The 26,157-nt window shown below is 69.9% G+C and carries 18 protein-coding genes and 1 pseudogene; 8 read left to right on the top strand and 11 right to left on the bottom strand.

The features are described 5' to 3' along the window. Positions 1-400: 400 nt before the first annotated feature. From aceE to lpdA, 3 genes and pseudogenes are all read left to right on the top strand, one after another. Positions 401-3,073 carry a pyruvate dehydrogenase (acetyl-transferring), homodimeric type gene (gene aceE / locus ACP6CK_RS22290; RefSeq protein ID WP_426955510.1) on the top strand — a complete coding sequence of 891 codons (2,673 nt, stop codon included), beginning with the start codon at positions 401-403 and terminating at the stop codon, positions 3,071-3,073. Continuing rightward, a pseudogene (gene aceF, locus ACP6CK_RS22285) lies at positions 2,955-4,424 on the top strand (dihydrolipoyllysine-residue acetyltransferase); the annotation flags it as partial. The gene aceE and the pseudogene aceF, both read left to right, overlap by 119 nt. A gap of 14 nt (positions 4,425-4,438) precedes the next feature. Further along, positions 4,439-6,265: a dihydrolipoyl dehydrogenase gene (gene lpdA / locus ACP6CK_RS22280; RefSeq protein ID WP_426955509.1), complete on the top strand. Its 1,827-nt coding sequence runs from the start codon at positions 4,439-4,441 to the stop codon at positions 6,263-6,265. A gap of 196 nt (positions 6,266-6,461) precedes the next feature. On the opposite strand, the gene ACP6CK_RS22275 is transcribed toward lpdA, so the two are convergent. Both ACP6CK_RS22275 and aceA read right to left on the bottom strand, forming a co-directional pair. Further along, complete coding sequence (locus ACP6CK_RS22275; protein ID WP_426955508.1) at positions 6,462-6,632, bottom strand: hypothetical protein; 171 nt, start codon at positions 6,630-6,632, stop codon at positions 6,462-6,464. A gap of 27 nt (positions 6,633-6,659) precedes the next feature. After that, on the bottom strand, positions 6,660-7,973 hold the full coding sequence (gene aceA, locus ACP6CK_RS22270) for an isocitrate lyase (RefSeq protein ID WP_426959965.1): 1,314 nt from the start codon (positions 7,971-7,973) through the stop codon (positions 6,660-6,662). Between the two features lie 170 nt (positions 7,974-8,143). Here aceA and ACP6CK_RS22265 point away from each other — a divergent pair, with 170 nt between their 5' ends. Continuing rightward, positions 8,144-9,535: a helix-turn-helix domain-containing protein gene (locus ACP6CK_RS22265; protein WP_426955507.1), complete on the top strand. Its 1,392-nt coding sequence runs from the start codon at positions 8,144-8,146 to the stop codon at positions 9,533-9,535. Positions 9,536-9,773: 238 nt separating this feature from the next. Then, a complete protein-coding gene (locus ACP6CK_RS22260) occupies positions 9,774-11,357 on the top strand; it encodes a Na+/H+ antiporter (RefSeq protein WP_426955506.1) in 1,584 nt (527 codons plus the stop codon). Positions 11,358-11,637: 280 nt separating this feature from the next. Here the strand turns inward: ACP6CK_RS22260 and ACP6CK_RS22255 are convergent, their stop codons facing one another. From ACP6CK_RS22255 to ACP6CK_RS22235, 5 genes are all read right to left on the bottom strand, one after another. Then, positions 11,638-12,282, bottom strand: coding sequence for a PEP-CTERM sorting domain-containing protein (locus ACP6CK_RS22255; protein ID WP_426955505.1), 645 nt, complete (start codon positions 12,280-12,282; stop codon positions 11,638-11,640). Positions 12,283-12,942: 660 nt separating this feature from the next. Further along, positions 12,943-13,734, bottom strand: a complete 792-nt coding sequence (locus tag ACP6CK_RS22250; RefSeq protein WP_426955504.1) for a Crp/Fnr family transcriptional regulator — start codon at positions 13,732-13,734, stop codon at positions 12,943-12,945. A 319-nt stretch (positions 13,735-14,053) separates the two neighbouring features. Beyond that, positions 14,054-16,387, bottom strand: a complete 2,334-nt coding sequence (locus ACP6CK_RS22245; protein WP_426955503.1) for a glycosyltransferase — start codon at positions 16,385-16,387, stop codon at positions 14,054-14,056. A gap of 10 nt (positions 16,388-16,397) precedes the next feature. After that, positions 16,398-17,225, bottom strand: coding sequence for a TylF/MycF/NovP-related O-methyltransferase (locus ACP6CK_RS22240; RefSeq protein WP_426955502.1), 828 nt, complete (start codon positions 17,223-17,225; stop codon positions 16,398-16,400). Next, on the bottom strand, positions 17,222-18,268 hold the full coding sequence (locus ACP6CK_RS22235; RefSeq protein WP_426955501.1) for a glycosyltransferase: 1,047 nt from the start codon (positions 18,266-18,268) through the stop codon (positions 17,222-17,224). Before ACP6CK_RS22235 ends, ACP6CK_RS22240 begins: the two co-directional genes overlap by 4 nt. A gap of 62 nt (positions 18,269-18,330) precedes the next feature. Between ACP6CK_RS22235 and ACP6CK_RS22230 the strand changes: the two genes are divergently transcribed. Together ACP6CK_RS22230 and ACP6CK_RS22225 are read left to right on the top strand one after the other, a co-directional pair. Next, positions 18,331-19,320: a glycosyltransferase family A protein gene (locus ACP6CK_RS22230; RefSeq protein ID WP_426955500.1), complete on the top strand. Its 990-nt coding sequence runs from the start codon at positions 18,331-18,333 to the stop codon at positions 19,318-19,320. A 66-nt stretch (positions 19,321-19,386) separates the two neighbouring features. Then, the gene (locus ACP6CK_RS22225; protein WP_426955499.1) at positions 19,387-20,298 is read left to right on the top strand and encodes a glycosyltransferase; all 912 of its coding nucleotides are present in this window, start codon (positions 19,387-19,389) and stop codon (positions 20,296-20,298) included. Positions 20,299-20,309: 11 nt separating this feature from the next. Here ACP6CK_RS22225 and ACP6CK_RS22220 read toward each other — a convergent pair whose 3' ends face one another. From ACP6CK_RS22220 to ACP6CK_RS22205, 4 genes are all read right to left on the bottom strand, one after another. Continuing rightward, entirely contained in the window at positions 20,310-21,410 is a 1,101-nt protein-coding gene (locus ACP6CK_RS22220) for a glycosyltransferase (RefSeq protein ID WP_426955498.1), read from the bottom strand. Further along, positions 21,407-22,558, bottom strand: coding sequence for a glycosyltransferase family 4 protein (locus tag ACP6CK_RS22215; RefSeq protein WP_426955497.1), 1,152 nt, complete (start codon positions 22,556-22,558; stop codon positions 21,407-21,409). The genes ACP6CK_RS22220 and ACP6CK_RS22215 overlap by 4 nt, the downstream gene beginning before the upstream one ends. After that, positions 22,555-23,787, bottom strand: a complete 1,233-nt coding sequence (locus ACP6CK_RS22210) for a GNAT family N-acetyltransferase (protein WP_426955496.1) — start codon at positions 23,785-23,787, stop codon at positions 22,555-22,557. The genes ACP6CK_RS22215 and ACP6CK_RS22210 overlap by 4 nt, the downstream gene beginning before the upstream one ends. A gap of 208 nt (positions 23,788-23,995) precedes the next feature. Further along, positions 23,996-24,739 carry a YdcF family protein gene (locus tag ACP6CK_RS22205; RefSeq protein ID WP_426955495.1) on the bottom strand — a complete coding sequence of 248 codons (744 nt, stop codon included), beginning with the start codon at positions 24,737-24,739 and terminating at the stop codon, positions 23,996-23,998. Between the two features lie 255 nt (positions 24,740-24,994). Between ACP6CK_RS22205 and ACP6CK_RS22200 the strand changes: the two genes are divergently transcribed. Beyond that, positions 24,995-26,089, top strand: coding sequence for a GNAT family N-acetyltransferase (locus ACP6CK_RS22200; protein WP_426955494.1), 1,095 nt, complete (start codon positions 24,995-24,997; stop codon positions 26,087-26,089). The last annotated feature ends 68 nt before the right edge of the window (positions 26,090-26,157 follow it).

The raw sequence follows: 26,157 nt of genomic DNA, 5'->3' as shown, positions 1-26,157 counted from the left end.
ATCCCTGCCCTATCCCAAGCTGCGGGCACCGTTCAGCGATCAGCCATCCAGGAGGAAGCAATGACGAGCACGGGCGGCGGCGTCCACGGCTTCCCACCTCTGTCCGGCAAGACTGACGTGGAGGAGACTGAGGCGAGCGGTATGTCCGGTCAGGGAATGGCATCCTGAGTCCTACTTCCGGCCGTGGCCACGCGCCTCTCGGCACCATGCGGCGACGGCCGTGGAGGGCACTCGACCGCGATGGGCCCGGACGGAGGATTCGTCGCGGGCCGGATCGAAGGGAAGGAGGGCGCTCGTCCGGACGCCATCCCCTCCTCTCGCCCAACCATGACGGCCCGGTTCACTCAGCGCTCACTGGCTCGGCTGGCGGGCCCGCCCACGAGGCGGGCAAGAGACAATAATGAAAGGAAACGACGTGGACAGCTTCCGCGACCCTGATCCCGCCGAGACCCAGGAATGGCTCGAATCGCTCGAAGGTGTGATCGAGGTCGAGGGCCAGGACCGGGCCGCGCACCTCATCGGCGAGCTGATCGGCCGCGCGCGGCGCTGGGGCACGCCGGTTCCCTACTCGGTCAACACGCCTTACCTGAATACCATCCCGCCCGATCGCCAGGAGCGGCATCCCGGAAACCGCGAGATCGAGCACCGTATCCGCTCCTATATCCGCTGGAACGCGCTCGCCATCGTGCTGAGGGCCAACAAGGTCAGCAGCGAGCTGGGCGGTCACATCGCCTCCTTCCAATCCGCTGCGACGCTCTACGACACTGGTTTCCAGCACTTCTGGAACGCCCCGCACGAGGGCCATGGCGGCGACCTGATCTATGTCCAGGGCCACTCGTCGCCCGGGATCTATGCCCGCTCCTTCCTGGAGGGGCGCCTGACCGAGGAGCAGTTGCTGAACTTCCGGCAGGAGGTGGACGGCAAGGGCCTCTCCTCCTATCCGCACCCCTGGCTGATGCCGGACTACTGGCAGTTCCCGACCGTCTCCATGGGGCTTGGCCCGTTGATGGCGATCTACCAGGCGCGGTTCCTGAAGTACCTGCAGGGACGCGGTCTGGCGCAGACCGAGGGACGGAAGGTCTGGGCCTTTCTCGGCGACGGCGAGACGGATGAGCCGGAATCGCTCGGCGCCATCTCCCTCGCGGGCCGGGAGCGGCTCGATAACCTCGTCTTCGTCATCAACTGCAACCTTCAGCGCCTGGACGGCCCGGTGCGGGGCAACGGCAAGATCGTGCAGGAGCTGGAGGGGATCTTCCGTGGTGCGGGCTGGAATGTGGTCAAGGTGCTCTGGGGCACCGGCTGGGACCGGCTGCTGGCCAAGGACACCTCCGGCATCCTGCTCAAGCGGATGGAGGAGGCGGTCGACGGCGAGTACCAGGACTTCAAGTCGAAGGACGGCGCCTACGTCCGCGAGCACTTCTTCGGCAGGTATCCCGAGCTGAAGGCGATGGTCGCCGACATGTCGGACGACCAGATCTGGGCGCTGACCCGCGGTGGCCACGACCCGCTGAAGGTCTTTGCGGCCTATTCCGCAGCGGTGCGGCACAAGGGCCAGCCCACCGTCATCCTTGCCAAGACCGTGAAGGGCTATGGCATGGGGGAGGCCGGCGAGGGTCAGAACATCACCCACCAGCAGAAGAAGATGGGTGAGGCGCATCTGAAGGAGTTCCGCGACCGCTTCGGACTGCCGCTCACCGACGAGCAGATCAAGGAGGTTCCCTTCCTGCGCTTCGAGGAAGGATCGCCGGAGCACAGATATCTCCACGAGCGGCGCCGCGCCCTGGGCGGATACCTGCCGCAGCGGCGAACCCGGTCCACTCCGCTCCAGGTGCCGCCCCTGTCGGCCTTCGACGCGCAGCTCAAGGGCTCGGGCGAGGGACGCGAGATCTCCACCACCATGGCCTTCGTGCGCGTCCTCAACACACTGCTGCGCGACAAGAACATCGGCAAGCGCGTGGTGCCGATCGTGCCGGACGAGAGCCGCACCTTCGGCATGGAGGGAATGTTCCGCCAGTTCGGCATCTTCAGCCAGGTGGGGCAGCTCTACCGCCCGCAGGACGCCGACCAGCTCATGTTCTACAAGGAGGACAAGTCCGGCCAGCTGCTGCAGGAAGGGATCAACGAGCCGGGGGCCATGTCCTCCTGGATCGCGGCGGCGACCTCCTACAGCCACTCCGACACGCCGATGATCCCGTTCTACATCTACTACTCCATGTTCGGGTTCCAGCGCGTCGGTGACCTGGCCTGGGCCGCCGGCGACCTGCGGGCGCGCGGCTTCCTCGTCGGGGGCACCGCGGGCCGCACCACCCTGAACGGCGAGGGCCTGCAGCACGAGGACGGGCACAGCCACGTCTTCTCCTCGGTGATCCCGAACTGCGTCTCCTACGACCCGACCTTCGCCTATGAGGTGGCGGTGATCGTCCAGGACGGGTTGCGCCGCATGTATGCGGAGCAGGAGGACGTCTTCTACTACCTCACCGTCATGAACGAGAATTACGAGCACCCGCCGATGCCAGAGGGTGCGGAGGAGGGCATCCTGCGCGGCATGTACCTTTTCCGGGCGTCGGAGGGCGCAGGGCCACGGGTGCAGCTGATGGGCAGCGGCACCATCCTGCGCGAGGTGATCGCCGGCGCCGAGCTTCTGGAGCGCGACTTCGGCATCAAGTCCGACATCTGGAGCGTGACGAGCTTCACGGAGCTGGCGCGCGACGCCCAGGCGGTGGAACGCTGGAACCTGCTGCACCCGCAGGAGGAGCCCCGCGCGAGCTACGTGGAGCACATGCTGCGCGGGCGGGAGGGCCCGGTCATCGCGTCCACCGACAACATCCGGATCTTCGCGGAGCAGATCCGGCCCCATGTTCCCGGCCGATACCGCGTGCTCGGGACGGACGGCTTCGGCCGGTCCGACTATCGCCGGAAGCTGCGACACTTCTTCGAGGTGGACCGGCACTGGGTGGCGGTCGCCGCGCTGGACAGCCTCGCGCGCGATCAGAAGCTGCCGCGCGCGAAGGTCGCGGAGGCGATCCAGCGCTACGGCATCGATCCCGAGAAGCCGAACCCCCTCGCCGTCTGAGCACACGAACCGGCCCCGCGCCGCGGCGCGGAGAGGCCCATGGGAGAAGCCGCACATGGCCGCAGTGAACGCGATCACGGTCCCCGACATCGGGGACTTCAAGGACGTGCCGATCATCGAGGTGCATGTCGGCCCGGGCAGCGAGGTGAAGGCCGACGACCCGCTGATCTCGCTCGAATCCGACAAGGCGACGATGGAGGTTCCCGCCCCGCGCGATGGCGTCGTGGATCAGATCCTCGTCAAGGTGGGCGATCGGGTGAGCGAGGGCACGGCGATCGTGACCTTCCGGGGCGGCGACGGATCGGCCGAGCCGGCACCTCCCTCCGCCCCCTCCGTGCTCGCGATGCAGGAGCCACCAGAGCCGAAGCACCAGGTCCCGGCGCCGCCGCCGGGGCTCTCTCCCTCCTCCCAGCCCGGGCCGGGCGAGGCGGTGGAAAGCTTCGCGGGGGTTCATGCGAGCCCCGCTGTCCGGCGTCTGGCCCGTGAGCTGGGCGTGGACCTGACGAAGGTGAAGGGCACGGGCGAGAAGGGCCGCGTCACGAAGGAGGACGTGCGCGCCTTCCTCAGCGCCCCGGCGCCCGCCCCCGCTGCGGCCTCGGCGCCGGCGGCTGGGGCGGGGATCCCGGAGATCCCGGCGCAGGACTTCTCGAAGTTCGGCCCCATCGAGTCGCGTCCCCTGTCGCGGATCAAGCGCCTCTCCGGGCCGCACCTGCACCGCGCTTGGCTGAACGTGCCGCATGTCACGCACAGCGACGAGGCGGACGTGACGGAGACGGAGGCCTACCGCAAGGAGCTGGACGGGACGGCCAAGGGCGAGGGCTACCGCGTCACGATGCTTGCCTTCCTGCTGAAGGCGAGCGTCTCGGCGCTCCGGAAATTCCCGGAGTTCAACGCCTCCCTCTCCCCGGAGAAGGACGCGCTGATCCTCAAGAGATACTACCACGTCGGCATCGCGGTGGACACGCCGGACGGGCTGGTGGTCCCGGTGATCCGCGACGTGGACCGCAAGGGCATCACGGAGCTGAGCCAGGAGATGGGCACCATCTCGAAGAAGGCCCGCGACGGGAAGCTCACGGCCGCCGACATGTCGGGCGGCACCTTCACCATCTCCTCGCTCGGCGGCATCGGCGGCACCGCCTTCACCCCCATCGTCAACGCGCCGGAGGTCGCGATCCTCGGCGTCGTGCGGTCACGGATGGCGCCGGTCTGGAACGGGACGGAGTTCCGTCCCCGGCTGATGCTGCCGGTCTGCCTCTCCTACGACCACCGGGTGATCGACGGGGCGCTCGCGGCCCGCTTCGCCCGCCACCTCTGCACCGTCCTCGAGGACGTGCGGAAGCTGGTGCTCTGAGGAGGGACGGCAGCATGAGCACGATCGAGGTCCGGGTTCCCGACATCGGTGACTTCAAGGACGTGCCGGTGATCGAGGTGCATGCGGCCCCCGGCGCGACGGTCGCCGCCGAGGACCCGCTGATCACCCTCGAGAGCGACAAGGCCACGATGGAGGTGCCGGCGCCCCAGGCCGGCACGGTGGTCGAGGTGAAGGTCAAGGTCGGGGACCGGGTCGCGGAGGGAAGCGTCATCCTGACGCTGGAGGTCGCGGGGGCGGGCGCCGGTGGCGGGGCGGCGACCGGCAGCGGCGCGGGCCACGCGCCGGGCGAGGGGCAGGCGGGCTACGGCTCCTCCACCCGGGACGCGGGAACCGGGCCGGCCTCCGGCGCCGCCGCCGCGCCGTCCGGCCCTGCCCCCTCGGCGAAGCCCGCGGCCGGCTCCAGCGACCTGCACGCGGAGGTGCTCGTCCTCGGCGCCGGGCCGGGCGGCTACACCGCGGCCTTCCGCGCCGCCGACCTCGGCAAGAAGGTCGTCCTCGTGGAGCGGTGGCCGAACCTCGGCGGTGTCTGCCTGAATGTCGGTTGCATCCCCTCCAAGGCGCTGCTGCACGCCGCGAAGGTGATCTCCGAGACGGAGGAGATGGGAGCCCACGGGATCCGCTTCGCGCGGCCCGAGGTGGATGTGGACGCGCTGCGCGGGTGGAAGGACGGCGTGGTCAGGAAGCTGACGGGCGGGCTGTCCGGCCTCGCGCGGCAGCGCAAGGTGCAGGTCGTGACCGGCACCGGCCGATTCACCGCGCCGAACCAGGTGACCGTGGAGGCGGAGGACGGGAAGCGCACCACGATCGGCTTCGAGCACGCGATCATCGCGGCGGGCTCGGAGCCGGTCACGCTGCCCTTCGTCCCCCACGGCGACCCGCGCGTCATCGACTCGACCGGCGCGCTGGCGCTGGACGGCGTGCCCGGGCGGCTGCTGGTGATCGGCGGCGGCATCATCGGGCTGGAGATGGCGACCGTTTATCACGCGCTCGGCACGAAGGTGACGATCGTGGAGCTGATGGACCAGATCATCCCGGGCGCGGACAAGGACATCGTGACCCCACTCGCCCGGCGGATCGGCAAGCAGTACGAGGCCATCCACCTGAAAACGAAGGTGACGAAGGTGGACGCGGGTCCGGAGGGGCTGACGGCCCATTTCGAGGGCGGCGGCGCACCCGCCACCGCAACCTTCGACAAGGTTCTCGTCGCGGTGGGGCGCAGGCCGAACGGAAGGCTGATCGGCGCGGAGAACGCCGGCGTCCGGGTGGATGAGCGCGGTTTCATTCCCGTGGACCTGCAGATGCGGACCAACGTGCCGAACATCTTCGCCATCGGCGACGTGGTGGGCCAGCCGATGCTCGCCCACAAGGCCGTGCACGAGGGCAAGGTCGCAGCCGAGGTGGCAGCGGGACGCAACAGCGCCTTCGACGCCCGCGTCATCCCCTCCGTCGCCTACACCGACCCGGAGGTGGCCTGGGTCGGGCTGACGGAGAACGAGGCGAAGGCGAAGGGCGTGAACTACGGCAAGGGCGTCTTTCCCTGGGCCGCCAGCGGCCGCTCCCTCTCGCTGGGGCGCGACGAGGGCCTGACGAAGGTCCTGTTCGAGGAGGGCACCGAGCGGATCATCGGCTGCGGCATCGTCGGCTCCTCGGCCGGCGACCTGATCGCGGAGGCGGCGCTGGCCATCGAGATGGGCGCGGAGGCCGCCGACATCGGCTCCACCATCCACCCCCACCCCACCCTGTCCGAGACCGTGGGCATGGCGGCCGAGGCTTTCGAGGGAACCATCACCGACCTCTACATGCCGAAGAAGCCGCACTGACGGCGACGCGCCGCCCGCCGACGCCGTCCCGCGGACCTACAGGCGGCGCCGGCGCGGTGCCCGGGCGGCGACGACACGACATGGAGCGGCGTCGGTGCGCCCCGGCGCGCTGCTCCCGTCCGCCTGCGCTGGAGATATGAAGGACCCCCGGGGGACCTTGCCCCCGGGGGTCCGGCCGCGAGCTCTGATCCCCCGGCTACACCGTCCGGGAGTCGCCGCGTGCCCAATCATGGGAATGAACCAGGCCGTCATCGTAGCCGGCTTCGGGGATCGTGGTAGGCGCTTTCGCCGCGATCACCGGCCCGGCCTTGTCGGTGGCCCAGCCATGGGAATGCACCAGGCCGTCGTCGTAGTTCTCGTCGCTCATGTCGCGCTCCTCCTGTACCGGGGTGGACTACTTCGCCGCCGCTGGCTCGCGCGCCGGGGTGGCGTGGTCGTGGAACTGCGCAGCCTCGGTCGAGTGCGCCATGGCGGTGGTGCTGGACTGCCCGCCGGCGGCCGCCGTCGCCACCGCGTCGAAGTAGGACACGCCTACCTCCCGCTGGTGGCGCACGGCGGTGAAGCCCTCCGGCTCCGCGGCGAACTCCGCCTGTTGGAGCTCGGAATAGGCGCCCATGCCGCGATCCCGGTAGCCGCGGGCGAGCTTGAACATGGACAGGTTCAGCGAGTGGAACCCGGCGAGGGTCACGAACTGGAACTTGTAGCCCATGGCGCCGATCTCGCGCTGGAACTTGGCCGCGGCGTCCACGCCCATCTTGCGCTGCCAGTTGAAGCTCGGTGAGCAGTTGTAGGCGAGCATCTTGCCCGGGAACGCACGGTGGATCGCCTCCGCGAAGGCGCGTGCGTCGTTCAGGTCGGGGTCCGACGTCTCCCACCACAGCAGGTCGGCATAGGGCGCGTAGGCGAGGGAGCGGGCGATGGCGTAGTCCTTGCCGACGCCGGGCCGGATGCGGTGGAAGCCCTCCGGCGTGCGATCGCCGGAGATGAAGGGTCGGTCGCGCTCGTCCACGTCACTCGTCAGGAGCTGCGCGCTCTCGGCATCGGTGCGGCAGAGCAGGACCGTCGGCACCCCCTCCACGTCGGCGGCCAGGCGGGCCGCGTTGAGCGTGCGGATGTGCTGGGAGATCGGCACCAGCACCTTGCCGCCGAGATGCCCGCACTTCTTCTCGGAGGCCAGCTGGTCCTCGAAGTGCACGCCCGCCGCGCCGGCCTCGATCATGTGGCGCATCAGCTCATAGGCGTTCAGCGCACCGCCGAAGCCGGCCTCCGCATCCGCCACGATGGGCGCCATGTAGTGGGTCGGGTCGTCCTTCTTGCCCTCGGTCCGCTCCAGCATCGCGATCTGGTCGGCGCGGCGCAGCGCGTTGTTGATCCGCCGCACCACCGTCGGCACGGAATCCACCGGATACAGGGACTGGTCCGGATACATGGTGGAGGAGGTGTTGGCGTCCGCCGCCACCTGCCAGCCCGAGAGGTAGATGGCGTTCAGCCCCGCCTTCACCTGCTGCAGCGCCTGCATGCCGGTCAACGCGCCGAGCGTGTTCACGAAGGGCTCGGTCTTCAGCAGGTGCCACAGGCGGCGGGCGCCCATGTCGGCCAGCGTGTGCTTCACGCGGAAGGAGCCGGCGAGCCGCTCGACGTCGGCGGGGGCATAGTCGCGGCGGATCCCGTCGAAGCGCCCGGGCTCGGCGCTGACGCTGCCGCCCATGCCGTCCGGGGAGAAAAGAGGTTGGTTCGTGTTCACTGCCTGCCGGCCTCCTTGCCGCCGTCAAAACTTGACATTGCAACGCGAGAAAATCAGCCGTAGTTCAGGGTGCAGTGCGGCAAGGGCGTGTCCGCCTTCACCGACACACCGGCCAATTCGTAAAGCCTGTAAAGATGTCCCGTCCCCAGATCGGCCAGACCATCCGCCGGATTCGCCAGGAAAAGGCCTTCTCGCAGCAGGCCCTCGCGGCCCGGCTGGGGATTTCCGCGAGCTACCTGAACCTCATCGAGCATGACCAGCGTGGCGTCACCGCCAGCCTTCTCTTCAAGCTGACGGACGCGCTGCAAGTGGACCTCGCCGCGCTGTCGGGACAGGCGGAGCGCCAGCTCGAGACCGGGCTGCGCGAGGTTCTCTCCGATCCGCTCCTCGGGCTGGAGACGGTGCCGGAGGCGGAGCTCCGCGCCTTGGCCGTGCAGGCGCCGAACGCCGCGCGCGGCGTGCTGGCCCTCTACCGTGCCTGGCGCGTGGCGCGGGAGGATGCGTCGGGCATCGCGCTGCCCTCCGGCCGCCGGCTCCTGCTGCCGAACGAGGAGGCGCGCGACTTCTTCCATGACCGTGCGAACCACTTTCCCGCGCTGGAGGCAGTGGCCGAACGCATCGGCGCCGAGGCCGCCGCCGCCCCCGCCGAGATGAACCACGCCATCGCCGAGCGCCTGCGCAACCGCCACGGCGTGCAGGTGACGGTTGGCCCGCTTCCCGGCGCGCTGCGCCGTTTCGATCCGGACACGCGCCGCCTGTCCCTCAGTGAGGCGCTTCCGCGGGAGAGCCGCGGCTTCCAGCTGGCCTTCCAGCTGATGTTGCTGGAGGCCCGCGACGACCTCGACGCGCTCCTCGCCCCCGCGCCGCCCTCCACCGCGGAGGCCACCGCCCTCATCCGCCTTGGCCTGCTGAACTACGCCGCCGCGGCGCTGCTGATGCCCTATGCGCCCTTCCTGGAGACGGCGCGCGCGCTGCGCCACGACGTGGAGGCGGTGGCCGCCCGCTTCGGCGTCTCCTTCGAGCAAACCTGCCAGCGGCTGGCCACCATGCAGCGGGACGGGGCGCGCGGGGTGCCCTTCTTCTTCCTGCGCGTGGACCCCGCGGGGAATGTGGGCAAGCGCTTCTCCGCCGCCGGCTTTCCCTTCGCCCGCTTCGGCGGTTCCTGTTCCCGCTGGATCGTGCATCAGGCTTTCGCCACCCCCGGCACGCTCCGCGTTCAGGTGGCGGAGCTGACGGACGGCACCGCCTTCCTCACCTTCGCACGCACCGTCACGGGTCCGGCGCTGCGCTGGGGCGAGCCGAGGCCGGTGCATGTCATCGCGATGGGCTGCGACCTCACCCGCGCGGACGAGCTCACCTATGCCGACGGGGTCGACCTCGCCACCGCGCGCGTCGGCATCGGCCTGTCCTGCCGGCTCTGCGATCGCGCCGACTGCCGGAGCCGCGCCTTCCCGCCCCTGGAGCACCGCCTCGTGCTCGATCCGCAGGAGACGGCGGCGACACCCTACCGGTTCGAGAAGCGATAGGGCGAGGCTCCGGCAGGCCAGACCGCAGTGATCCGGTACCGGCCGCCCGCGATGGCCGCACGCCTCGATCGCCCGCCCAGCGCGCCGTCAGCCGGGCGCGCTGCCGAAAGAAGGTGCCGCGGGACGCTGCTGAGCGGGGGGGGCATGGACCCGGGGACGGAGAGGGAGTGTCTGGTCAGGGGCAGGACTTCGGGTATCCCATCCCCCCAGCACCGACCGATGAGGATGGATAGGCCTGATGGTGGAACAGTTCGAATTCGTCCTCCTGCTCCTGGTCGCCGTGGTGTGCCTCGAACTGGTGGCCCGCTGGCTGCGCCTGCCGCCGGCGGCGGCCTTCATCCTCGGTGGCGGCGCCCTGACGTTCGTCCCCGGCATGCCGGAGGTGACCCTGGATCCCGACCTCGTCCTCGTCCTCTTCCTGCCACCCCTCCTGATGGCCAGTGCCTACTTCACCTCGTGGCGTGAACTCCGCCAGCATCTGGGCGGGGTGCTCGAACTCGCCGTCGGGGCCGTGGTCTTCACGACGCTCGCGGTCGGAGTGGCGGTGCACTGGGCCGTGCCGGGCCTGCCCTGGGCAGCCTGCTTCGCCCTCGGGGCCGTGGTCTCCCCGCCCGATGCGGTGGCGGCCAAGGCGGTACTTCAGGGCGTGCGGCTGCCGCGCCGCACCCTCGTCCTGCTGGAGGGGGAAAGCCTGCTGAACGACGCCGCCGGCATCGTGCTCTTCCGGTTCGCGGTGGCCGCCGTGCTGACCGGCACGTTCAACGCCTGGCAGGCGACCGCGAGCTTCGGCCTCCTGGCGTTGGGCGGCGTGGTCGTGGGGGCGGTGGTCGGCCTTCTGGGATCCGGCCTTCTGCGCCTGCTCCGATCGGTCGAGCTGGGCATCATCACCACGCTCCTGATGCCCTGGGCCGCGTATATCCTCGCCGAGCGCCTGCACCTGTCAGGCGTGATCGCCACCGTGGCCACCGGGCTCGTCCTCGGCTGGTATCAGCACGAGATCTTCACCGCCGACGGGCGCCGGACCGGGACCGCCGTGTGGCAGATCATGACCTATCTGCTGGAAGCCCTGGTCTTCGTCCTGATCGGCCTGTCCCTGCACGGGGTCCTGGTGCGCCTGGGCGGCCTGGACGATGCGTGGCAGGTCCTCGGCCGGCCGGTGCTCTGGGTGATCGTCGCGGTCATCCTCTCCCGCTTTGCCTGGATCCTCGCCGCGGACGGGGCGCGCGCCCTGTCCCGCAGACTCAGGGGCAGGGCCGCTCACGCGCCGAACTGGGCCGCGTCCGTCGTCATGGGCTGGGCGGGGATGCGCGGGGTCGTGACCTTGGCCGTGGCCCTGTCGGTGCCCGAGGAGATGCCGGGACGCGACCTCATCCTCGTCGCCGCCTTCGCCGTCATCCTCGTGACGGTGCTGCTGCAGGGCACCACCCTGGGTGTGCTGATCCGGCTGCTCGGCCTTGCCGAGGACGGGCACGGGGGCGCATCCACCCTGACACGCGCCCAGGCAGAGGCGCGGATGGCCGCCACGCAGCTCGCGGCCGTCGAGCAACTGGCGCGCAACACGGACGGCAGCACGCGGCACCCCCGCCTGCTGGAGCAGTACCAGTACCGCGCGCGGGCGGCGGCGCGCTTCAGTGCGGAGGCCGACACCTTGGCCGGAGAGCGGGGAGCCCACTTCGACGTGGTCCTCGCAGCCGTCGCGGCCGGACGCGCCGAGGTTCTGCGACTGCATCGGTCCGGCGAGATTCACGACGAGGTGCTGCACGCGCTGGAGCACGACCTCGACCTGCAAGAGCTCATGGCCGGACGGCTCCGCGGCGGTTGAGGCCGCGCAGGACGTTCACGCCTGCCGGTCGCCTCTCAGCGAGCTGGCGAAAGCGGTTGAGCGCAGGCACCGCCCCCCGACGCGAGGCGCAGGCCGGTCCGGGATGCTGCTCCCTCCGGACAGATGACGGGAAGTGCCGACCCGATGAGCGGCCTCATCGGGTCGGCGGATCCGTCCGGGCAAGCGGCTTCCTGGCGTGCGATCACCGGACACGACACATAGAGCGCCGCTGTCGCACCATCACCAGGACGCGTAGCCCGAGGCCGGCGTCAGGCCGATCTCAGCTTCCCCGCCGCGCGCGGACGAAGCCCAGGCCGAGCAGACCGGCACCGAACAGCGCCAGCGTCGCAGGCTCCGGCACCGGCGTGAGAGCCGTCGGGCCGAGCCGCACCTGCGTCAGGTCGGAGATATTCGAGATGCCGACGTTGGTCGTGAAGGTGAGGCTCACCGCGACCTGCCCGTCCAGCGAGCCGAGGTTGAAGAAGTTCTGGCCGTTCCCATCCAACTCGATATTCGTGAAGTTGAAGACTTGGCCGAACTGGTCCGTGGCCGTCACTGTGGCGAAGCCGTCCGCGACCGCATCGACGTTGAAGATGAGCCGCGAGAAGCCGAGCGAAGGATCATCCATCGCGATCGTGAAGCTGGTGAACGGTGTTCCGTTGCTCGCGTCGATCACGGCCTGGCCACCGTTGATGTGCAGGCTCTCGCTGCCGGTGATATTGACCAGGGTGTCATGATTCGAGTTGAGGCACCCCTGGACGGTCAGGCCCGAGTTGGACGCGAGACCGCAGGCGTTGAAGATCAGATTGTCTGTCCCCTGGTTCCCTCCAACGCCGGAGTTGAACGTCAGGGTAGCGCTGGCCGGCATTGCGGCCGCCAGGGAGCCCGCAAGAACCGCGGCTCCCAGAGCTTTTCTCATGGTCATGTGGAACCCTCCTAGGTCCGGAAAGATCCCGGACCACCTCCGTAACAGCAAGCGGTGTGCCGAAGAAAATATCTCTTGATTCCAGTAGGTTAATGGGCGTCGTCTCGCTCGTGGAGAAGGCTCGTAAAGTTTCGCTTCAAATGCGCGGAGTCATAGACCGCCTGGGCCGGCAGCCCTTCAGCCGCACGCTGGAAGCAGATCCGTGCCGCATCCCGGAACCACCATAGGCCCTGTTCGTGCCCGATCCGATGGGGAGAATTCCGCGCCGACAGAATACCCGGGCAACGCAGACCCTTCGACATCCAGCGCCGTGAATGTGAAGATGCACTCTTCATGCTCCGGCCCGCGGGCCCGTAGAACAGCCACTGCGTCGTCCGGTGTTCCCACGCCTCCGCTCATGCCCGACTGATCGGGGCACTTGGCGTGGGCGCACTCTCACCCATCGCGCAGATCGAACGCTCGCGCGGATCGGACAACCGGGGTGCATCCGGGCCCATCCCGTCGCTCCAACAGTCGCCTCAGTTCGCTTGGTACAACCCGTCGTCGCCGGACGCGCTCCAGCGCCGTGGTGCCGTCGTGCGTCCTCCCATCCTGACGCGATCGGTCACTTGACGGCAGCCCCGGTCTTCCCGGGCGGTCGCACAGGCCCGGGCAGCGCCCTCAGGCGATCGGCGGCACCGTCTCCCCACCCGAATGGGGGAGGAGCTGCGGTCCCCAGGACCCGCGGTAAGGCGCGCGAACCACGATGCCCGGCGAACTGTCCTTCGGCTGAAAGGACGGAGGCAGGACCTGGAGATAGTCCGGACTGAACTCCGCGAAGTTGCGCAGCGCCTCAAGGTCCAGGATGGTCAGCACCCCCCCTTTCCACGTGATCAGGCCACGGTTGCGAAGCTGCATGATGGTCCGGTTGGCATGCACCAGCGACAGGCCGAGCGTGTCCGCCAGGTCATTCTGCGTGAGGGGCAGCGAGCAACTGCGGGTGTTCGTCAGGCCCAGGCTGCTGAAGCGGGCATGGAGCTCGCAGAAGAGATGGGCCATCTGCCGCTCGGCGGGGCCGTGTCCCATCGCGACGAGCCACTCGCGGAGCGTGCTCGCCTCGATCGCATTCACCCGCAGCAGCGCGAGCGCCAGAGCGCCACGGCGTTGTGCGAGTTCCTGGAAGGCCTCCCGCGACAGCAGCGCCACCTCGCATGTGTTGAGGGTCGCGACCGAGTATTCCATCCTGCCGGTAAACTGGAGGTCGCAGAGGTCTCCCGGAAGCAGGAACGCCACGATCTGTCGTCCGCCATCCTGCAGGAGCCGGTAGCAGCAGGCCATGCCGCTCAGCACCACATGAATGTGCTCCGGCCGGTCGCCCCGCTGAACAATGTCGCGCCGGGGACCGATCGATCGTATCTCCACGACGGCCCCCGCGATCTCCGCTCGGTCCGCCGCCGGCAGTGGAGAATGCATCTCCAGCTTCCTGATCAGGGCAAGAACCACAGGCGCCTCCTTCGTGTTGTTATTGCCGCGCTACTTACTCAGGTCCGAATCCAACCGAACGCATGTCATAGGCTGTGAGTGACCAGCCGCGATTAATCCAGATCAAATGACACAACATTTCCTCAGGCGTGCCACGTTTGATGTTCTGCCTGGAAGGACCGGTCGGCAATGATGACCCCTCCCAGAGCTTGGACGTTTCTTTAACGAACCGAGAAGCGTGTCGTCGGCATCTCCCTCGTCGAACCAGACCGGCGGTGAGTGTTCGCGGCGAGGGGCGGGCATTGATGCGTTAACCCCATCCCTCGCGAGGACCCGATCTCTCAACGACCTCCGAACGGGAAAGGGGCGATCTGATCTCTCCTGTCCCGCTGCGGTCCAGTGCGGAGCCACATGCGGAATGTGAGAGATCGACTCCCGCAGGAACCTGAGGCCCGGTCGCCATCGATGTCCGAAGCAGGCGTCCGCGGATCTCGGACGGCGTCGAGAAGCAACCGCCGAGTTCCGCGCGAAAGAAGGTCAGATAGCCGTCGATGCGGTCGAGCACGGCGCGCATCCCTTCCAGGGTCTGTGCGTAGGGTGTGTTGCCCACCTGCAGTGTCGGACTGTGAAGACTGAGGGTGAAGATCCGGAGCCCCCTGGCATGGAGTTGCCGGGTCAGCGCCTTCATCTGTGCCAGACTGTTTCCTTCGGGCGAGAGGCGAACAGGATAATAGACGTTAAACCGCTTTGTCACAGCATTTATACGTAGCCGACGGCTGATTCCGCGATCCAGAATTTCACCCACCGCATCGGCATGGCGCCCCAGCCAGCCCAGGCGCGCCGCCGTGGTCGGCAGGGAGAGGAGCCGGCCGGTCGATCCGAACCAGCCCGGGCGCGACGTGAAGGAGGAGAAGTCCGGCCCTCCCATCGCCGAGTAGTCGTAGGCCGGGCAGATGGACAGATCGATCTCGAACCCCAGCGCCTCGAGCGCCTCCACCGTGTGAGGCCCGAGGCCGTAACGGCCGGCCTTGAAGATCCGGGGCTGGTGGCCCAGCAAGGCTCCGACCTGCTGCGACAGGATCTCGAGCTTCTTTCGCTCCAGTGCCGGCCCCAGATTGCCGGAGAAGGAGTGCCAGTCATCCCGGGGTTCCACCTGCGGCGGCGTGCTCCAGGCATGGAGATGCACGCCGACCTCGCAGCCCTCCTCGGCCAGACGGCGCACGATGTCGGCGCTGCGGGGTTGGGTGGCGACGGGGTAGTCCACGACCAGGGCCGGGCGGATCCCCTGCCGCTGGAAAACGTGAAAGCCCCTCTCCAAGCCCTGAATCGAGGAGACCCTGCCCGTGTCGCTGGCGGTGCCCTTGTCCCAGTCGAAATCCGCCTCCGTGTCGATGACCACCTGGAGCACGGGCGGCTCGCTGGCAGGCATATCGAACTCGCGCAGGCCGATGACAGATGGTGTCCCCCGGATGCTGTTCGCGAATCGCAGGCGGAAGTCGGGGAAGGCCGGCTCCGTCCGCGCGGGAGCGCGCGGGGCTTCCCGATATAATCCGACGTAGCGGGCCGCGACCGTTCGCATGTCCAGGTTCCGCTCGGCGAACCGGCGCCCCGCCTCGCCCATGCGCTCGGCCAGTGCGGGATTAGCCTGAAGGGAGCGGATCGCTTCCGCGAACTGGTCCAGGCTGTGGGCGAGATAGCCGCTCTGCCCGTGATCGACGACAAAGTCCGTCAGGCCGGGCAGGAAACGGGTGATGATCGGCAGGTTCCGTGACATCGCCTCCAGGAAGACGTTCGGGAATCCCTCGGCCGTGGAGGCGAAGACGAAGGCATCTGCGGCCTCGTAATAGACCCTGGTCTCCTCGCGGAAGCCGACCAGCATCACCCGGTCACCGAGCCGCTCTGCCGCGGCCCTGATCTCGGCCGCGTAGTCGTCCTCCAGCAGCGGCCCGACGATGAGCAGCTTCAGCCGCGGATCCTCGATCCGCTCAAGAACCTTGACGAGGAACGCCACGTTCTTTCGGCGACACACGGACCCGACATTCAGCAGGACGAAATCCCGCGGATCGAGACCGAGCGCCCGTCGTGCCGCCGCCCGCGTCTCGATCGTGACGGGCGGCGCATCGAGGGCGACACCCTGGGGAATGAAGCGGATGCGCCGCTCCTCGGTGCTCTGCAGCGATTGGCGGAGCAGGTGCGGGCTGATGACCACGAAGGTCCCGATGGACCGCATCAGCAGGGCCGCCAGCCGCCGATAGGCCGGGCGGTAGTCGGCCAGGAGCTCGGTCGGGCTGTCGTTCAGGGTGCAGGAGAACAGGACGCGCCGCCCCCGGAGGCGCGCGAGGATGTAGGCCAGGAATTGCCGGTCCACATGCGAATGCAGGTGCACGGCATCATAGTGCCCGAGGTTCCGGAGCAGCCAGCGCAGAAGGCTGACCGTGGAGACGCGCTCGCCCGTCCTCCCAAGGTAGTGGACGACCACCCCGTCGTGAACGGTCGTCAGACGGTCGTCGCTCGGCCTCGTCTCGAAGACAAGGATATCACCGCCCACCCCATGCTCCTCCAGCAGGGGGATCAGGCGCGTGTAATAGATGCCGTCCCCCGTATAGTCGGGATGGAAGCGACGGTAGAGATGCAGGATGCGCATCGGCTCCACCTCACGCGACCCTCTCGCAGATGCAGAACTTGCCCGCCGCCGACAGCGGCAGGTGAATCGTGTACCGGTCCGCGGCCGCCGCGATGAACTCGTCCGTCGCGGCCTGCGCACCGGCGGAGAAGAAGCCGTAGTCATCGACGACGATGACGCCGCCTGGCGGCATCACCCGGTCCAGGAACTGGAGGGCGAGGCGGATGGGCTCGTAGAAGTCAAAGTCGATATAGGCAAAGCTGACCTGCGTCGGGACCGACGGTCCCATGAGCGTCTGGTCGATCCAGCCCTTCACGATCCGCGTCCTCTCGGCGGGAAAGCCGACGCTCTCCAGCTTCGTCCGAACCTGCTCCTCCCTCGCGCGCATCGTGCCCTCGTATCGGTCGATGGAACCGAGACCGCCGATGTCATCGATCAGGCGGTCCTCCTTCCCGGGGGCGGGCAGCCCCTCGAAGCTGTCGAAGAGCCAGAGGTTCCGGTCGGCGTGTGACAGCAGCTCGTGCGCCAGCAGGCGGGATGTCGCTCCCTCGTTGCAGCCGAACTCGCAAACGTCCCCCTCCACCTCCAGTGCCTTGTGGAGGTGATGCACGATGTGGACGGCCTCTCCGACGGAGGTGCCGTGCAGCTCGTGCATGGCGTCGATTCGCCCCAGGTCCCGTGGCAGCGCCGGAAAGAGGAACGTTCGATAGAGCTCCTCGATCTCGACGACATCGTTCCGGTGCACGCGCCGCATGGTGCGCAGGTGCTGCCACTCTCCCGCCGGGACGGCCACATAGCCCATCCGGGCAAGCAGCCGCGATGCGGCCTGGCGGACGGGGCGGCGCAGATGGGTCATCATGGACGCATCAGCCTTTCAAAATCTTGTGCGACATCGTTCCAGCCCCGTGCCCGTTGCAGGCGCAGGGAGTCCACATGCATGGCGTGCCAGAGCGCGTCGTCCGTCAGAAGCCGGACGGCCCCCTGCGCGAAGGTCTCGTCGTCCTCCGCCACGATGCCGGTGATCCCGTTGCGGACCCGCTCCGGCGCGCTGCCGATCGGCTGCACGACGCAGGGGACGCCCAGGCCCTGCGCTTCCGCAAGGGCGAGGCAGAAGGTCTCCTCCTCGTGCCCCCGGTAGAGCATGGCGCGCGCCCCGGCCACCTTGTCCACAAGGACTTCACGTCCCACCGGACGGTGCCGGACCACGCCGCGGTCCCGCAGGGTGTCGGCCTGCGCGAGCACGCGCTCCATCCCGCTTCGCCCGGTGCCGGGGCGCATCTGATACACCTCGGGACCACTGAATAGGTGCAGTTCCGCGTCCGGGACGTGCGGGTGGATCCGCTCGGACCAGACGCGCAGCAGCCAGTCGAGGTTCCGTGCCGGATTGGAGGTGAAGACCGCTCGCCGGGGTGGCGACCGCCCGCGATCTCCCCCGGCGGCCGTCCGGAACGGCTCTGCCAGCGCGAGCGGAATGGTGACCGCGCGGTCCTGCATCCAGGACGGAAGAGTGTTCCGGTGATAGTCGCCGAGCACGATGACCCGCGCCGGCCGCAAAGCGAGCTTCAGGCGGTAACGCCAGCCCCCGGCCTTCCAGCCAGGGTTGTGCAGCCACAGCGCCCGCGCGCGCGCCAGTGGAACGCCGAGGAGGAGCTCATGATCGCGGTTCGCGACATAGAGATCCGCCCGCACCGGAAGCCCCTGGCGGAGCGGCACCCATTCAACGCCGCGATAGGTCACCGGCGCCGTGCAGTCATTGTAGACCGAGACCCGGTGACCCCGTGCCGCGAGGGCTTCCGCCACCGCGATCAGCGAGCTCTCCACGCCGCCGAGCGGCTGCTGCCCGACGGTCCGTCCGTCGAAGGCCAGGCCCCGGTTGGCGAAGACGATCGAGCGCGCCGTCATGCCCGCGCTTCCATCGGCCATGGCCGTGCGGCTACAAGACCGAAGCGCAGCAGGTCTTCCGGATGGCTTCCTCGGCGATCGAAGTGGTGATCCCCGCCTATAATGCGGGCCGCTACCTGAGGGAGACACTGGAAAGTGTCGCCGCGCAGACCGTTCCACCCTCCCTGGTCACGGTCGTGAACGATTCGAGCGCCGATGACACGGTGGCGGTCGCGGAGTCCTGCGCGCGCGACCTGGCCGACCGAATCCCGATCCGGGTCCTGCACAATCCCGGCCCGCGCGGCCCCGCCGCCGCCCGGAACCTGGCGATCCGTACCGGCGATCTGCCGCTGGTGGCCCTGCTGGACGCCGACGACCTCCTCACGCCCAACCACCATGCGGCGCTGCGGCAGGCGCTGGAGGCCGCGCCGGGCATCGTTCTCGCTTTCGGCGATCATGACGTTTTCGGCGCGGGCGGCCCCGTGAACGCCAGCGGCCTGGCCGCGAGCGGCGTCGCCCAGGCGCCGGCCAAGGACGTCGCGCCCGGCGTGTTCTCCCTGGGCGAGGCCACCTTTCCCGCGCTGCTGCGTACCGGCATCTTCGGGACGTCGGCCTGCCTGTTCCGGCGGTCCGCCGCGGTCACGGCGGGGTTGTTTGACGAGGCGATGATGCATGGCGAGGACACCGACCTCTTCCTGCGCATGTCGCTGCTCGGCCGCTTTGTCTTCGTCCGGGAGATTGTCGCCCGCAAGCGCGTGCACGGGGAGAACCTGACCCATGAGCGCAACAAGATGCTGTTCTGCCGCGGTGCCGTCCGGTCCCTGACGAGGCTCGCGGAAGCGGACCGGCAGGGTGGCATCATGCTGACGCCGGGTCAGCGCAAAGCCCTGCGGGCGGCCCTGCCGGGCGCGGTCCAGGGTCATCTCTACGCCGCATCCCGCACGGGCGTGGCCGCCTATCGGGAGGCGGCCACCATGGCCGCACGGGCGGGGCACGCAGGGCTCGCGGCCGGCCCGAAGCATCTTCTCCGCCTGGCGCTGCGGCGGCTCCTCGACAGGCCGCGCCGGAATTGACTTGATCCCGACCGTCCAACAAGGTCCCGGGCGGCGGCAGGCCATCCGGTCGCCGGAGTGCGCTGCATGTCCCCTCCACGCGTATCCGTGGCCGTCTTTGCCTATAACGAGGAGCGGACCATCACCGCCTGCCTCGACGCGCTCGGAGCCCTGACGGGGGAAGCCGCGCTCACCGTGCACGTGCTCGCCAACGGCTGCACCGATGGGACGGAGGCCGTTCTGCGCGCCTACCGGCCGCAGGGATTCACCTTGCAGCCCGCGATCATCGCACGGGGCGACAAGGCCAATGCCTGGAACACCTACGTGCATGAGCTGGCGCCGCACGACGCCGCGCTGCATGTCTTCACGGATGGCGACATGACCGCCGCGCCGGGCTCGATCGCCGGGTTCCTCGAGCGCTTCTCGGCCGAGCCGGAGGCGAATGGCTGCGCCGCGCTTCCCATCTCCGGCCGCTCGCGCGACAAGTTCCGAGAGAAGCTGGTCCAGAGGCGGGAGATGGCCGGCAACCTTTACGCGCTGCGGGGATCCACCGTCGCCGCCTTCCGAGAGACCGGCGTCCGACTGCCCTTCGGCATGTTCGGGGAGGATGGGCTGGTCACCGCCCTCGTGAAGCACGACCTCGACCTGCGCAGGCCGCGGAACGACCGCCGGGTCACGGCCACGACGGCCGGCGGCTTCGCCTATCCGCCGCTCTCCCCCTGGTCGCTGCGGGATTGGCGCATCTACCGCAACCGGCGCATGCGCTACGCGGTGCGGCGGCAGCAGGCGGAGATGCTCTACCCCCTTCTCGCCGAGCGGGGGATCGAAGCGATGCCCGCGCATGTGGTCGACCTCTACCGCGATCGCCACGGTGCGATGCGACGGGGCTGGAACGGCCTGGACACCTGGTTCGACTGGGTCGCGCGCCGGCGCATCCTGCGGGACGCCGCCGCGGCCGAGACGGCGCGGGACGAGGACCGCGCGCACCTCTACAGCTGAGCGCCGGCCGGTCACTGCGCGATCAGCCCGGCATAGGCGCGGAACATGGCGGCCTCGTCATAGTCGCGTTCCGCCTTCGCCCGGTTCGCCGCGCCCAGGCGCTCGCGCAAGGCCCGGTCCTCGACGAGAAGCCGCAGGGCCCCGGCCAGGGCCGCGCCGTCCCGCGCCACCACGAGCGGCCGGTTCATGCCGGACAGCATCGTCCGCACGTCACCGACATCGGTGGAGGCCACCGGCAGCCCGCTCGCCATCGCCTCCAGGACCGAGAACGGCATCTGCTCCGTATCCGAGGAGAGGGCGAAGAGGTCGATCGCGCGATAGGCGGCCGCCGGGTCGGGCACGTGCCCGGCGAAGAGCACCCGGTCGGCGATGCCGAGGGTGCCGGCAAGGTTCCGCAGCATGCCGGCCTCGCTCCCATCCCCGATGACGACGAGCCGTGCCGCCACCCCCATCTGCCGCAGCGCGGCGACGGCATGCAGCAGGCGTGAGAGGTTCTTCTCGGGCCGGAGGGCGGCGACGGTGCCGATCAGCGGCCCCTCGCCGGGGACGTCCAGGTCCGCACGCGGGCCATCCCGGCGAAAGCGCCGGAGGTCGAGGCCGTTCGCGATGAGGTGCAGCCGCGATTCCGGCAGCCGCCACGCCTCCCGTGCCGCCCGCAGCAGCCCGTTGGAGGGCAGGGCCACATGGCTCCAGCGCAGGGCAAGCGCGCGCGTCACCATGCGCCGCCGCTTCTGCGCGCGCGCCTCGTCCGGGCCGAAGCCGTCCTCGGTGTGCAGGTGCCGGATCCGTGGCGCGGGCAGGTTCGCGATGGCCCACTCGATCGAGCCCCAGTTGCTCGTCACCAGCGCGTCCGGCCGCAGTGTGCGGAGCAGGGCGCGGATGCGTCGCAGGCGCCCGGCCATGCCCTCGCCGGGGATAGCCTGGAAGGCGCAGCGCTGCAGCGGCACCTCCGGCGCGATCCGCTCCGCGCAGTCGAAGCGCCCGTCCAGCGACACGACGGCGTGGCGCCAGCGCGGGCCCTGATCATTCGCCAGCGCCGCGAAGCGCACCTGCGCGCCGCCGACCGCGAAGGTCGGGAAGACGCTCAGGACAAGAGGCGTTGCGTCGCTCATGCCGCCTGTCCGCGTTGCGCGGCCTCCTGCATCAGGGAGATGACGCGGCGGGCATTGCCCGCCCAGGTCAGGTCGCGGGCCACCACATCGGCCCTCGCGGCCTCGCCCAGGCGGGCGCGCAGCGCCGGGTCCTCGATCAGCCGCCGGATCGCGGCCCACAGCGCGCCCGGCTCCGCCGGATCGAACAGCAGGGCGGTGCGGTCGTGCTCCAGCACCTCCCGCAGATTCGGCTGGTCCGGCGCGACGATGGCACGGCCGGCGGCCATGTACTCAAACACCTTCAGGGGCGAGGCGTAGGGAACCGACGCCGGCTGCAGCGCGATGTCGAAGGACCGGATATGCGCTGGCACCGCCGCGCGCTCGGCCAGGCCCGTGAAAGTGACCTGATCGGCCACGCCGAGCTCCGCCGCCAGCGTCTCCAGCGCAGGCCTTGCCGGCCCCTCCCCGACGACCAGCAGCGACAGACGGGGCGGTCCCTGCCACGCGGCGATGGCACGGATCACGCCATCGAGCCCGTGCCAGTCCCGGACGAAGCCGACGAAGCCCAGCACCAGCGGCCGCTCCGCGGAGACGGGTCCGGGGTCTTCGGCCGGGAACTCATGAAGGTGAATCCCGTTGGCGACCACGGCGATCCGGTCCCGCGGCACGCCGGCCGCGGCGACATGGTCCGCCAGGACCTTCGTCACCGGCAGCACCCGGTCGGCCCGACGCCACACGAAGGTCTCGGCCCAGCGCGCCAGGCGGCGGAGGCGCAGGCCGCTGAAGCGGGCCCGCTCCTCCGCCAGCGGCGCATTCACCTCCAGCAGGAGCGGCAGGCCGCGGCTGCGGGCGACCAGCGCGCCGGAGAGGTGGAAGAGGTTGTAGCGCTCGTAGATCACGTCGGGGGCGAACTCGGCGGCGGCGCGCGCCAGTCGCCGCGTCGCCGGCAGGCCGTAGGCGAACTCGATGATCTCCACGGCGATGGACGGCAAGCGTTGCCGAAGCCAGGTCGCGACGCGGTTGTCGCTGCCGAGCGCCACGCGATCATAGGATGGCGGCCCGACCACCCGGATCTCGTGGCCGGCCTCGCGCAGGGCGGAGACGAGGGAGTCCAGATGCACGCCCTGTCCGTCCCGCGAGCCGATGCGGTGCGAGTAGAGGATCCTCACCGCCCGGCGCCCCGCCTCGCCTTGAGCGTGTCCAGGCCTCGCCGCCGCACCCGCCCGGCCACGTGCCGCGCCACGGCCATCAGGCCCAGCGGGTTCCGCGGGCTCGCCAGCACCAGCCCGATGCGCTGCCGGCGCTGCGAGACCCACAGCGCCTTGTAGGGATCGTCGCCACGGCCGAAGTCGAGCTCTCGCACGCCGTCATCGTCCAGCAGGCCGCGCACCATGAGCGCCGTCAGCGCCGTCCCCGGGGACGCGTCGCGCCGGGCCTCGTCGTGGCAGAGCTTCAGCAGGAAGCCGCGGCGACCGGAGACGATCCAGTACTGGACCGCCACGGGGTCGCCGGTGCCGGCATCCCACAGCACGCCCAGCCGCAGCACGCCGTCGGCGGCGGCCGCGCGCATCAGGGCCGGGTCGAAATGGGGGAAGGGCTCGTGCGGCTTCCAGCTCCGCGCCCGCACGGCCACATAGGCCGCGATCCCGGCCTCGAGGGCGTGCCCCGGCCTGGTCAGGAGCTCGAACCTCGTCTCCCGCCCGGCGCGCGCGAGCTTCCGGCGGATGGTGGTGCGCAGCGCGGGACTGCGCGAGGCCAGGTAGTCGGCCCAACGAAGGCCCGATGGGAAGGCCTCGTGCCAGTTGCCGAAATGGGCGTGCTCCATCACCGCCAGGCCCGCATCGCGAAGACCGTCCAGCAAGAAGGATAGGCCCGCCGCCTCGGGGTCCACCGCGTCCAGGGAAGTCGGCGGGAAGGCGCGCAGCGCCTCGCCGACGCGCTGTCCTGCCGCACGCAGGGCCGGCTCCGTGGCGGCCGGGACCGCCAGAGGCCGCCAGGACAGCGTGTAGGGCGTCGTCAGCGACCGGATCCGGTCCGCCTCCCGGAGAAGGGGCCAGAGCACCACCCCTCCCACGACCAGGGGAGCGGCCTCCTGACCGGGGGCGAGCGCCTGCGCCGCAACCGTGTCGTACCAGGTGCGGGATGCGAAGAAGTCTTCGCCCGGCGCCCTGAAATAGAGGTCGCACCACGCGGGAAGGCCGGGCTGCGCGGGCACGGGCGTTTCGCCCGGCGTGGCCAGGACGGCCGTCCGTGGTCGCGAAGGGCCCGCATCTGGCTGCGGCGGAAGGGTGAAGGGATCCACGTCGATCAGACCTTCGCTGACGGACGAGGCCGGCAGGATGGGCGGCCGGCCGGGACGATCGAACGGGTGGCGGGTCGGAGGGGCCGCGATCCGCATGGCGCCGTCCTAGCCGGGCAACCCGGCGTGGCCCGCCCTGCCAACTCCCGTCGCACTGACGTTCCCGTCGCTGCGTCGGATCATCTTGCCATCCCCCGCCAGAAGCTTCCGGAGACATCGCAAGAAGCAAACCAGAGGCTAGGATGTTGTTTTGAGACGCCAAATTTCGTGGCGCCCGCCGTAGTGTCAAATCCGCCGACAGCCTGCGTCAGGTGCCGTCCCGGAGGCGATACACCCAGCGCCCGACCCATTCCCGGATGGCGAAGGCGCTCCCGGACCATCGGTCCGCCCGGGGCAACCCATCGGACCAACGTCCGTCCGCCGGCGGGCTGACGCGCACCGGGGCAGGAATCGTCGAGTAACCCAGCCGCGCGAAGGCTTCCCTCGCGCGCGGCATGTGCCAGCCATGCGTGACGACGTAGGCGGAGGAGATCCCCTCCGCGCGGAGCAGCGCGATGCTGTTCGCCGCATTCTCCCGCGTGTCGGCCGCGCGGTCCTCGACCCAGCGCACGGCGACTCCGAAATCGCTGTCGAGGCTGCGGGCCATCAGCACCGCGATCGGCGTGGCGCCCTCCGAGAGGGGCCCGCCGGTGACGAGCAGGGGCAGTCCGGTTCGCCGCTGAAGGGCCGCGCCGGCCCGCAGCCGCTCCAGGGTCAGCGGCCCCACCTCCGTGCCGGCGAGGCCGCGGGCCTGCTCGGCCCCCAGCACGACGATCGCCCCGGGCGGCCCCGGCGCGGGACCGGCTGGCATCTCCGCCTCCTGCTCGAGCGAGCGGAGCAGCAGGCTCTCGGTCATTGGGGTTGCGAGCAGCAGCAGGCCCAGGCCCGCGGCGGCCGCGACCAAGCCGGCCCAGCGTCGCCCGCGCCAAGCCGCCAGCCCACCGGCCAGCGCAAGCAACGCCAGCAGCATGGGGGGAAGCGCGAGGGCTGTCAGGATGGCCTGGGCCGACACGGACGGCTGGTCACCTCCCTTCCAGGTGAAGGGTCAGCGTCCGTCGCCTCGCCGGGCCTGTCCAGCACGGCGGGCCTGCGAACACCCTCGGCACGAGACCGGGCGATCGGGTTGAGCCGAGCGGCCTCGATGGGCACCATCGCCCTGCGACCGACCGATGAAGGGCCACCTGCATGCCATCACCGGTGCGGCGCCCGGGAGCGTCCCGTGCCTTCCGAGGCGCGGTAGGGGAACGGATGGACCGAACGCGGCGCGATGTCCCGACCTGACACGCTCCTGCGCGTGGAGGCGGAGCGGGTCGAGGACTTCGACGCGCTCGGCCGCCGCTGGCGCAGCCTCGAGGCGGAGGCGGAACCCGGATTCTTCCGCTCCTGGACATGGGTCGGCTGCCTGGCCGCGGAGCGCTTCCCTGACCCGGTTCTCCTGCACGCCAGGCAGGGCGACCGCACCGTCGGGCTGGCGCTGTTCAATCGGCGACGGGGCCGCCTGCTCCTCGGCGAGAGCGGCGACCGCGTCCTCGACGCCCCCTTCGTCGAGCACAACGGCCCCTTGGTGGCGCGGGACGTTCCGGCGGCGGCCACCGCCCTGCTCCGGGCGTCCTGGAGCCTCCGCGGCACGCAGCGGCTGCTGCTCTCCGGCGTCACGCCGGATCTCGTCCGGGCCGTGGATGGCGTCGCGCTGCGACTCCAGGAACGCGCGGCGCCCTATGTCGATCTGGCGGCGGTGCGGCGCGCCGGCGGTGATCCCCTCCGCATGATGAGCGCGAACACGCGGCAGCAGATCCGCCGCTCCATCCGGGCCTACGCGGCGCAGGGCCCGCTGACGCTTGCGCGGGCCGCGACGGTCGAACAGGCCGGGACATGGCTGGAAGGGCTGATGGCACTGCACGACGCGGACTGGCAGGCGCGCGGGCAGGCGGGCGCCTTCGCCACGCCCTTCTCCCGGCGCTTCCATCACGCGCTTGTCGCGCGCGCCGTCCAGCGCGGTGAGCTCGACCTGTTGCGGGTCAGCGCGGGGGATTTTCCTGTCGGGTTTCTTTACAACCTACGGCTCGGTGCGGTAGTTCATGCTTATCAGGCCGGAATGAACCGCGCCGTGCCCGATCCGCATGCCAAGCCAGGCATGACCAGCCACGTGCTCGCGATCCGCGAGGCTGCTGCGGCCGGCCATCGCGTCTACGACTTGATGGCCGGGGACCAGCGCTACAAGCGCAGCCTCGCCACGGAGGCGGCGCCGCTTCTCTGGGCCGAGTTCGTGTCCCGGCGGGGACTCGCTGGTCGGGCTCTCTCAATTTGGCACACCGCACGAGACCGTCTGTCTTCATTCGGGAACGACGTCACGCGGCGATAACAGGCGCGATGTTCGAGCCGGAAATTCGGCGTCCGGCCATGTTGCCACGCGAGAATTGACTGAAGGTT

The sequence above is a fragment of the Muricoccus radiodurans genome (genome assembly GCF_050154705.1).
GTDB lineage: Bacteria > Pseudomonadota > Alphaproteobacteria > Acetobacterales > Acetobacteraceae > Roseomonas > Roseomonas radiodurans.
The sequence above is the reverse complement of the archived record's forward strand: the minus strand, read 5'-3'. Positions and strand labels throughout refer to the sequence as shown.

Excerpts from the sequence above, each read along its gene's own strand:
- ACP6CK_RS22220 (WP_426955498.1), bottom strand. The coding sequence starts at position 21,410 with ATGAGCGACGCAACGCCTCTTGTCCTGAGCGTCTTCCCGACCTTCGCG.
- ACP6CK_RS22230 (WP_426955500.1), top strand. The coding sequence starts at position 18,331 with ATGGCTTCCTCGGCGATCGAAGTGGTGATCCCCGCCTATAATGCGGGC.
- ACP6CK_RS22260 (WP_426955506.1), top strand. The coding sequence starts at position 9,774 with ATGGTGGAACAGTTCGAATTCGTCCTCCTGCTCCTGGTCGCCGTGGTG.
- ACP6CK_RS22265 (WP_426955507.1), top strand. The coding sequence starts at position 8,144 with ATGTCCCGTCCCCAGATCGGCCAGACCATCCGCCGGATTCGCCAGGAA.
- ACP6CK_RS22200 (WP_426955494.1), top strand. The coding sequence starts at position 24,995 with ATGTCCCGACCTGACACGCTCCTGCGCGTGGAGGCGGAGCGGGTCGAG.
- lpdA (WP_426955509.1), top strand. The coding sequence starts at position 4,439 with ATGAGCACGATCGAGGTCCGGGTTCCCGACATCGGTGACTTCAAGGAC.
- ACP6CK_RS22210 (WP_426955496.1), bottom strand. The coding sequence starts at position 23,787 with ATGCGGATCGCGGCCCCTCCGACCCGCCACCCGTTCGATCGTCCCGGC.
- ACP6CK_RS22245 (WP_426955503.1), bottom strand. The coding sequence starts at position 16,387 with ATGCGCATCCTGCATCTCTACCGTCGCTTCCATCCCGACTATACGGGG.
- ACP6CK_RS22275 (WP_426955508.1), bottom strand. The coding sequence starts at position 6,632 with ATGAGCGACGAGAACTACGACGACGGCCTGGTGCATTCCCATGGCTGG.
- ACP6CK_RS22240 (WP_426955502.1), bottom strand. The coding sequence starts at position 17,225 with ATGATGACCCATCTGCGCCGCCCCGTCCGCCAGGCCGCATCGCGGCTG.
- ACP6CK_RS22235 (WP_426955501.1), bottom strand. The coding sequence starts at position 18,268 with ATGACGGCGCGCTCGATCGTCTTCGCCAACCGGGGCCTGGCCTTCGAC.
- aceE (WP_426955510.1), top strand. The coding sequence starts at position 401 with ATGAAAGGAAACGACGTGGACAGCTTCCGCGACCCTGATCCCGCCGAG.
- ACP6CK_RS22250 (WP_426955504.1), bottom strand. The coding sequence starts at position 13,734 with ATGCATTCTCCACTGCCGGCGGCGGACCGAGCGGAGATCGCGGGGGCC.
- ACP6CK_RS22255 (WP_426955505.1), bottom strand. The coding sequence starts at position 12,282 with ATGACCATGAGAAAAGCTCTGGGAGCCGCGGTTCTTGCGGGCTCCCTG.
- ACP6CK_RS22225 (WP_426955499.1), top strand. The coding sequence starts at position 19,387 with ATGTCCCCTCCACGCGTATCCGTGGCCGTCTTTGCCTATAACGAGGAG.
- aceA (WP_426959965.1), bottom strand. The coding sequence starts at position 7,973 with ATGGGCGGCAGCGTCAGCGCCGAGCCCGGGCGCTTCGACGGGATCCGC.